The following is a 6,551-nucleotide window of genomic DNA, read 5'->3' on the forward strand; positions in this document are numbered from 1 at the left end:
CCATGGCCGAGGCGGAAAAGGGCGGCTGGTCGCGCCGAGCGGCCACGGGCCGGGCCAGCGTGCGCCCGGCTGCCGCGCGCAGCGGCACCTCTTCAACCTCCAGCGGCGCGACCAGCGCGAGCAGCTTTTCCAGAGCCTCGTCGACGGTGATCATGCCTCGAACCGCCCCGACTTCCCGCCGTCCTTGAGCGTCACGCGGATGCCGCCGATCTCCATGTCCTTCTGTACCGCCTTGAGCATGTCGTAGACCGTCAGGGCGGCGGTGGAGACGGCTGTCAGCGCCTCCATCTCGACGCCGGTCTGGCCGGTGGTCTTGACCGTGGCCGCGATGCACACGCCGGGCAGGGCGGCATCCGGGGTCAGCTCCAGCGCCACCTTGGTGACGGGCAGGGGATGACACAGCGGGATCAGGTCCGAAGTCTTCTTGGCGCCCTGGATGCCCGCGATGCGGGCGATGCCCAGCACATCGCCCTTTTTCGCCGTACCAGTTGTGACATGGGCGAGGGTCTCGGCGGACATGCGCACATGCCCCTGGGCCGTGGCGATGCGGGCGGTGCCGGGCTTGTCCGAGACATCGACCATATGCGCCTGGCCGTCGGCGTCGAAATGGCTGAGCCTGTCACCGCTCATGCCATGCCCCCGGGCACCAGTGGGTCGGCCAGGATCGCGCGGGTGGCCGCGGCGACATCCGCCTGCCGCATCAGGCTCTCGCCGATCAGGAAGCTGCGGGCACCGTAGCGCGTCATCTCGGCCAGGCCGGCGGGGCTGTTCAGCCCGCTCTCGCAGACGATGGTGCGATCGGCGGGCACATGCCTGGACAGCGCGCGGGTGGTATCGAGCGTGACCTCGAAGGTCTTGAGGTTGCGGTTGTTGATTCCCATCAGCGGGGCGCGCAGTGCGCAGGCGCGCTCCAGCTCGGCGTGGTCGTGGACTTCCAGCAGGACATCCATGTCAAGATCCATGGCGGCCGATTCCAGTTCGGCGGCCTGGCTGTCACAGACCGAGGCCAGGATGATCAGGATGCAATCGGCCCCCAGCGCGCGCGCCTCGGTCACCTGGTAGGGGTCATACATGAAATCCTTGCGCAGAGCGGGCAGGTCACAGGCCGCGCGCGCCTCGGTCAGGAAGGTGTCGGCGCCCTGGAAACTGGGCGTATCCGTGAGCACCGACAGGCAGGTTGCGCCGCCCTCTTCATAGGCCCGGGCCAGCGCGGGCGGATCGAAATCCGACCGGATCAGCCCCTTGGAGGGGCTGGCCTTCTTTATTTCGGCAATCAGCCCGTAGCCCGTCTTGCCCGCCTGCACGAGCGCCTCGGCGAATCCGCGCGTCGGCCCTGCCTCCTTGGCGGCGGCCTCGAGCGTAGAGAGCGGCGTTTCGGCCTTGCGCGCGGCGATCTCGTCGAGCTTGTAGGCCTTGATCTGGTCGAGAATATCCATGCCATCTGGTTAGCGTGGGCCGCGCGCGATGACAATCGCGCTGTCACGCGCGCACCGGGCCGGGGTCAGGCGGGCTGACGCTCCGCCCAGCCGGCAAAGATCTTTTCCAGCACGACCACGACGTAATAAAGCACGATCCCCAGCACCGCGAGCGCGATGAGCACCGCGAACATCAGCGGGTAATCCGAATTCGTCTTGCCGCTGTCGAACAAGGCGCCCAGCCCGCGGCCGTGCGGACTGACGATCTCCATCAGGTTGGTGCCGATGAAGGCCAGCGTGACCGAGACCTTGAGCGCCCCGAAGAACTCCGGCAGCGTCTTGGGCAGGGCGATCTTGCGAAAGATCATGGTCTGCGAGGCCCCCAGCGCGCGCAGGATGTCGCGGTATTCCGGCTCCAGCGTCGACAGCCCGATCGAGACTGAGACCGCGATCGGAAAGAACGAAATCATGAAGGCGATCAGGACGGTGTTGAAGTCATGCGCGCCGACGAACATCAGCGCCACGATGGGCACCACGGTCGCCTTGGGAATGGCGTTGAAGCCCACCAGAAGCGGATAGAGCGCATCGCGCATGGTGCGCGAGAAGCCCATGATCATGCCGATCGCGGTGCCCACCATGATGGCCAGCAGCAGACCCAGCACGGTCCGCCAGAGCGTCTGCCAGCCCATGACGATGAACAACTCCCAGTATTGCTGATAGGCGGGGATCAGGTCGCTGGGCGAGGCCATCTTGTAGTTCGGCCAGCCCATGATCCAGACCAGCGCCTCCCACAGGGCGAGGAAGATCAGGATGGCCAAGGTCGGCACGACGACTTTGCGCAGGGACGGGTTCATGACACCTCCTCCGGGGCGGCGCGGCCCTGTGCGATCTCGATCTGGTGGCGCAGCGTGGCCAGCCGCTCGGCCGCCTCGGCGGTGTAGAGATCGTCCAGAGTGGGCTTGGCGATCTGCGGGATATCCATCACGTATTGCGTCCGCGCGGGCCGCCCCGACAGCACGACCACCTGGTCGCCGAGGAAGATCGCCTCGCGCAGGTCATGGGTGATCAGGACGGCGGTGAAGGGCTCGCGCTCTTTCACGTCGTGCATGGTCTGCCACAGGTCCTCGCGGGTGAAGGCATCGAGCGCGCCGAAGGGCTCGTCCAGGATCAGGACCTCGGGCTGGTGGACCAGGGCCCGGCACAGCGAGGCGCGCTGGCGCATCCCGCCGGAGAGTTCCGAGGGGCGCTTGTCCTCGAAGCCGTCCAGCCCGACCAGGTTGAGCAGATACCGCGCGCGGTCCTTCGCGGCCGCGCCCTTGAGGCCATCGGGCACGATTTCCAGCGGCAGCATGACGTTCTGCAGGATGGTTCGCCATTCCAGCAGCACAGGGTTCTGAAAGGCCATCCCGACGGTGGACCGCGGCGCCTTGACCAATTCGCCGTGCAGCCAGACCTCGCCTGCGTCGGGGTGCATCAGGCCGGCAACCAGCCGGGTGAGGGTGGACTTGCCGCAGCCCGAGGGGCCGACGACGGCGCAGAAGCCGCCCTCTTGTACGGTCACGTCAAGCCCGTCGAGCACGGGCAGGGGGCCAGAGGCCGTCTCGTAGGCGTGACGGACGCCTTTGATCTTGATCAGCGGGGTCATGGGGATCTTTTCGAAAGGCGTGGGGGCGCATGGCCCCCACGGGATTTGGGCTCAGTCGAGCGGGAAGCCGCCCTCGGGCAGGTAGGCATCCGTGAAGTACAGGCTCGCATCCGGTTCGCCCTCGAAGTCGTAGACCATCTTGATCTGCTCGATCGCGGCGGCCATCCGATCATCGTCGATGGTGCCCATGCCATTTGCGGTGGTGTAATCGGTGACGACATTGGCCTCGATCGACAGTTCCAGACGGCGCTGTTCAAGGTCGGAATCGGCGGCCGGGTTGCGCTCGATCAGGGCCGGCATCACCGAGGCGGGGTCCGCGATCGCATCCTTCCAGCCCATGGCCACGGCCTCGAGAAAGCCTTCGACAAGCTCGGGGTTGGCCTCGGCGAAGTCGGCGTTGGCGATGATGGCGTTGCCGTAAAGTTCCAGCCCGTGGTCGGCCATCAGCAGGGTCGTGATATCCTCTTCCGGCACGCCCAGACGCACGAGGTTCAGGTAGGAACTGAAAGAGAACCCGGTGATCGCGTCGACGTTACCGTCGGCCAGCATGGGTTCACGGGTCGGAAAGCCCACGGGCTCGACCGTGATCGCGTCCATGTCCAGATCGTTCTGCGCGGCGAAGATCGGGAACTGGGCCCAGGCACCATCCGGCGGCGGGGCCCCGAGCACCTTGCCCTCGATATCCGAGGGCTCGGTGATCCCCAGCGACTCACGCCCGATCACCGCGAAGGGCGGCTTGTCGTAGATCATCATCACCGCCGTGACGGGCGCGCCCGGGTTCTGGTCGAGAAAGCGCACCAGGCTGTTGATGTCGGCGAATCCCATCGGGAAGGCGCCGGTGGCGATCTTCGGAATGGCGTCGAGCGAGCCGGTGCCGGCGGAGATCTCGACGCTCAGCCCGTTGTCTTCGAAGTGGCCATTGTCGATGGCGGCGAAATAGGGCGCGGCCGGTCCTTCGAACTTCCAGTCCAGCGCGAAGGGCACGTCGGTCATATGTGCCTCGGCATGGGCCGAGGTCGCCGCCACGGCGGCCACGGCGGCGAATTGTGCGATCCTCATCATCGGATATCCCCTGTGGTTTGCTTTTGTTTTCGATGCGCCGAGGTGCCCATAGAACCGGGGAAATGTCCTCCCCGTGGGGCCTGCTCGTGCGGTCTTGCTTGGCTTATTCGCCGACGATGCACAAAAAAGGGGCGCTACGCTACCATTTTGATAAGTGATTGGCCTGTTGGGCCGCTGCTCTATCGCGCAACGCGGCATGTCAGCCGGATTGGCTGATGCGGGCCAGGGTTTCCACCGCGCGCCGTGCTGCGCCGCTGTCGATGCTCGCGCGGGCCTGGTCGGCCCCGTCACGCAGGCTTTCGACCCGGCCGGCCACCAGCAGCGCTGCGGCGGCATTGAGCAGGACCGCATCGCGATAGGCGCTGGACTCGCCGGCCAGCAGCGCGCGGAATGCCCGGGCGTTGTCCTCGGGTCTGCCGCCGAGAATCGCCTCGAAAGGATGCACGGGCAGGCCGGCGTCCTCGGGGTGGACCTCGCGCAGGGTGATCATGTCGCCCGACTGCGCCGCGACCCAGCTGATCCCGGTGATGGTCAACTCGTCGGTCCCGTCCGAGCCGTGGACCAGCCAGCTCGCCTCGGACCCGAGCGCCTCCAAGGTCTGGGCCATGGGCTGGATCAAGTCGCGGCTGAAGGCGCCGGTCAGTTGCCGCTTGACGCCGGCCGGGTTGGTCAGCGGCCCGAGGATGTTGAAGATCGTGCGGGTGCCCAACTCCGTCCGGGTGGGCATGACGTGCTTGATCGCCGGGTGATGCATGGGCGCCATCATGAAGCCGATCCCGGCCTCGGCCAGGGCTTTTTCGACCACATCGGCCCCGATCATGACCTCGATGCCCAGTTGCCCCAGTGCGTCGGCCGCGCCGGACTTCGACGACAGGTTGCGGTTGCCGTGCTTGGCCACCGGCACGCCCGCGCCCGCCACGACAAAGGCCGTGGCGGTGGAGATATTCAGCGTCCCCTTGCCGTCGCCCCCGGTGCCGACGATGTCCATGGCGCCTGCGGGCGCGATCACGGGCAGGCACTTGGCCCGCATGACATGGGCGGCGGCGGCATATTCGTCCACTACCTCGCCGCGCGTGCGCATCGCCATGAGCAACCCGCCCATCTGGCTGGGTGTGGCGTCGCCCTCGAAGAGAATCCCGAAGGCCTGTTCGGCCTGGGCACGGGTCAGCGGCCCCTCGGCGGCGGCGGCGATCAGGGGTTTGAGGGCGTCGCTCATGCGGGGGCCTTCATGGTGTCGAGAAAGGCCTGCAACAGGGCGTGGCCATGCTCCGAGGCGATGCTCTCGGGGTGGAACTGCACACCGTGGATCGGCAGCGTCTTGTGCTGCAGGCCCATGATGGTGCCGTCTTCCAGCGCGGCGGTGATCTCGAGGCTGTCGGGCAGGCTCTCGCGCTCGACCACGAGCGAATGATAGCGCGTCGCCTCGAAGGGCGAGGGCAGGCCCGAGAAGAGGCCCCTGCCGCCGTGATGCACCCGGCCCATCTTGCCGTGGACGATCTCGTGGCAGCGCAGGACCTTGCCCCCGAAGGCCGCGCCGATGGTCTGGTGGCCCAGGCAGACCCCCAAGAGCGGCGTGCCTGTCTCGGCCGCGGCCTTGGTCAGGGACAGGCAGATGCCCGCCTGCGCGGGATCGCAGGGCCCGGGCGACAGCAGGATTCCGGCGGGGTTGAGTGCCATGGCCTGCTGTACGTCGAGGGCATCGTTGCGGTGCACCTGCACATCCGCGCCCAGTTCGCCCAAGTAGTGCACCAGGTTATAGGTGAAACTGTCGTAGTTATCGATCAGCAGAAGCATGTTTTCGCCACTCGTCCGGTGCGGCCCCTGGGGGCGGGTGAAATTCGGGGCTACCATCGCCCCGGCGGGGCGCGATATGGTTCCGCCTAGATGGGCCGAAGCATGGGGCGGCGTCAAGGCCGGCGGTCGGCGCGTGGCCGAGGCAACAGCAGGCAGGGGGCAGATCGTGGCACGGGGATTTCTGGCGGGCATACTGGCAGGCGGTGTTGTGTCGGTTCTGGGGCTGGGCACGGTGTCCTTGCTGGGCGAACAGCCCCCCGGCAACACGCCCCCGGACGCGCCGCAGGTTGATGCGCCCGAAAGCGACCCGCGCCAAGGGGCCGCCGAGACAGCCCTCACGGTCGCGGAGCCGGGCGCTGCGGCGGGGCCGTCGCTGGGGGCCCCGCCTGCGGCTGAAACGCCGGCAAGCCCCTCTGGGGACTCCACTGACACCCCCGCCACCAAGGTCGCGCCCCCGGATGTTCCGCAGGCCAGCGGTGTGGAGGGGGAGATGCCCGGCCCCGGGACCGGCGACAGCGATGCCCCGTACGTCGGCGGCGGCGATCCCGTTTGGCCCGATCTGCAGCCCCCCGCCCTCGGCGGGGTCGGGAGTTCGCCGCACGTCGCGAGGCCTTCCGCTACAGCGTCGAGAACGG

7 protein-coding genes and 2 pseudogenes are annotated in these 6,551 nt (G+C 67.5%); 1 reads left to right on the plus strand and 8 read right to left on the minus strand.

The features are described 5' to 3' along the window. The 8 genes and pseudogenes from ACH107_RS28910 to ACH107_RS28945 form a co-directional block, all read right to left on the minus strand. A pseudogene (locus ACH107_RS28910) lies at positions 1 to 154 on the minus strand (molybdopterin molybdenumtransferase MoeA); the annotation flags it as partial. Then, complete coding sequence (moaC, locus tag ACH107_RS28915; protein WP_310692058.1) at positions 151 to 630, minus strand: cyclic pyranopterin monophosphate synthase MoaC; 480 nt, start codon at positions 628 to 630, stop codon at positions 151 to 153. The pseudogene ACH107_RS28910 and the gene moaC, both read right to left, overlap by 4 nt. Beyond that, positions 627 to 1,436 (minus strand): indole-3-glycerol phosphate synthase TrpC, encoded by an 810-nt coding sequence (gene trpC, locus ACH107_RS28920; protein ID WP_310692059.1) that lies wholly within the window; start codon positions 1,434 to 1,436, stop codon positions 627 to 629. Before trpC ends, moaC begins: the two co-directional genes overlap by 4 nt. A 65-nt stretch (positions 1,437 to 1,501) precedes the next feature. Next, positions 1,502 to 2,269 (minus strand): ABC transporter permease, encoded by a 768-nt coding sequence (locus tag ACH107_RS28925; protein WP_310692061.1) that lies wholly within the window; start codon positions 2,267 to 2,269, stop codon positions 1,502 to 1,504. Beyond that, positions 2,266 to 3,060 (minus strand): ABC transporter ATP-binding protein, encoded by a 795-nt coding sequence (locus ACH107_RS28930; protein ID WP_412509181.1) that lies wholly within the window; start codon positions 3,058 to 3,060, stop codon positions 2,266 to 2,268. The genes ACH107_RS28925 and ACH107_RS28930 overlap by 4 nt, the downstream gene beginning before the upstream one ends. Positions 3,061 to 3,111: 51 nt before the next feature. After that, positions 3,112 to 4,122 carry an ABC transporter substrate-binding protein gene (locus tag ACH107_RS28935; RefSeq protein ID WP_412509182.1) on the minus strand — a complete coding sequence of 337 codons (1,011 nt, stop codon included), beginning with the start codon at positions 4,120 to 4,122 and terminating at the stop codon, positions 3,112 to 3,114. A gap of 199 nt (positions 4,123 to 4,321) precedes the next feature. Next, the gene (gene trpD / locus ACH107_RS28940; protein ID WP_412509183.1) at positions 4,322 to 5,338 is read right to left on the minus strand and encodes an anthranilate phosphoribosyltransferase; all 1,017 of its coding nucleotides are present in this window, start codon (positions 5,336 to 5,338) and stop codon (positions 4,322 to 4,324) included. Then, on the minus strand, positions 5,335 to 5,916 hold the full coding sequence (locus ACH107_RS28945) for an anthranilate synthase component II (protein WP_412509184.1): 582 nt from the start codon (positions 5,914 to 5,916) through the stop codon (positions 5,335 to 5,337). Before ACH107_RS28945 ends, trpD begins: the two co-directional genes overlap by 4 nt. 166 nt (positions 5,917 to 6,082) lie before the next feature. On the opposite strand from ACH107_RS28945, the pseudogene ACH107_RS28950 reads away from it, so the two are divergent. Next, a pseudogene (locus tag ACH107_RS28950) lies at positions 6,083 to 6,551 on the plus strand (hypothetical protein); the annotation flags it as partial.

This window comes from Roseovarius halophilus (ex Wu et al. 2025) (assembly GCF_047086965.1).

Coding starts and splice junctions, on each gene's coding strand:
- moaC (WP_310692058.1), bottom strand. CDS start 630: ATGAGCGGTGACAGGCTCAGCCATTTCGACGCCGACGGCCAGGCGCAT.
- trpC (WP_310692059.1), bottom strand. CDS start 1,436: ATGGATATTCTCGACCAGATCAAGGCCTACAAGCTCGACGAGATCGCC.
- ACH107_RS28925 (WP_310692061.1), bottom strand. CDS start 2,269: ATGAACCCGTCCCTGCGCAAAGTCGTCGTGCCGACCTTGGCCATCCTG.
- ACH107_RS28930 (WP_412509181.1), bottom strand. CDS start 3,060: ATGACCCCGCTGATCAAGATCAAAGGCGTCCGTCACGCCTACGAGACG.
- ACH107_RS28935 (WP_412509182.1), bottom strand. CDS start 4,122: ATGATGAGGATCGCACAATTCGCCGCCGTGGCCGCCGTGGCGGCGACC.
- trpD (WP_412509183.1), bottom strand. CDS start 5,338: ATGAGCGACGCCCTCAAACCCCTGATCGCCGCCGCCGCCGAGGGGCCG.
- ACH107_RS28945 (WP_412509184.1), bottom strand. CDS start 5,916: ATGCTTCTGCTGATCGATAACTACGACAGTTTCACCTATAACCTGGTG.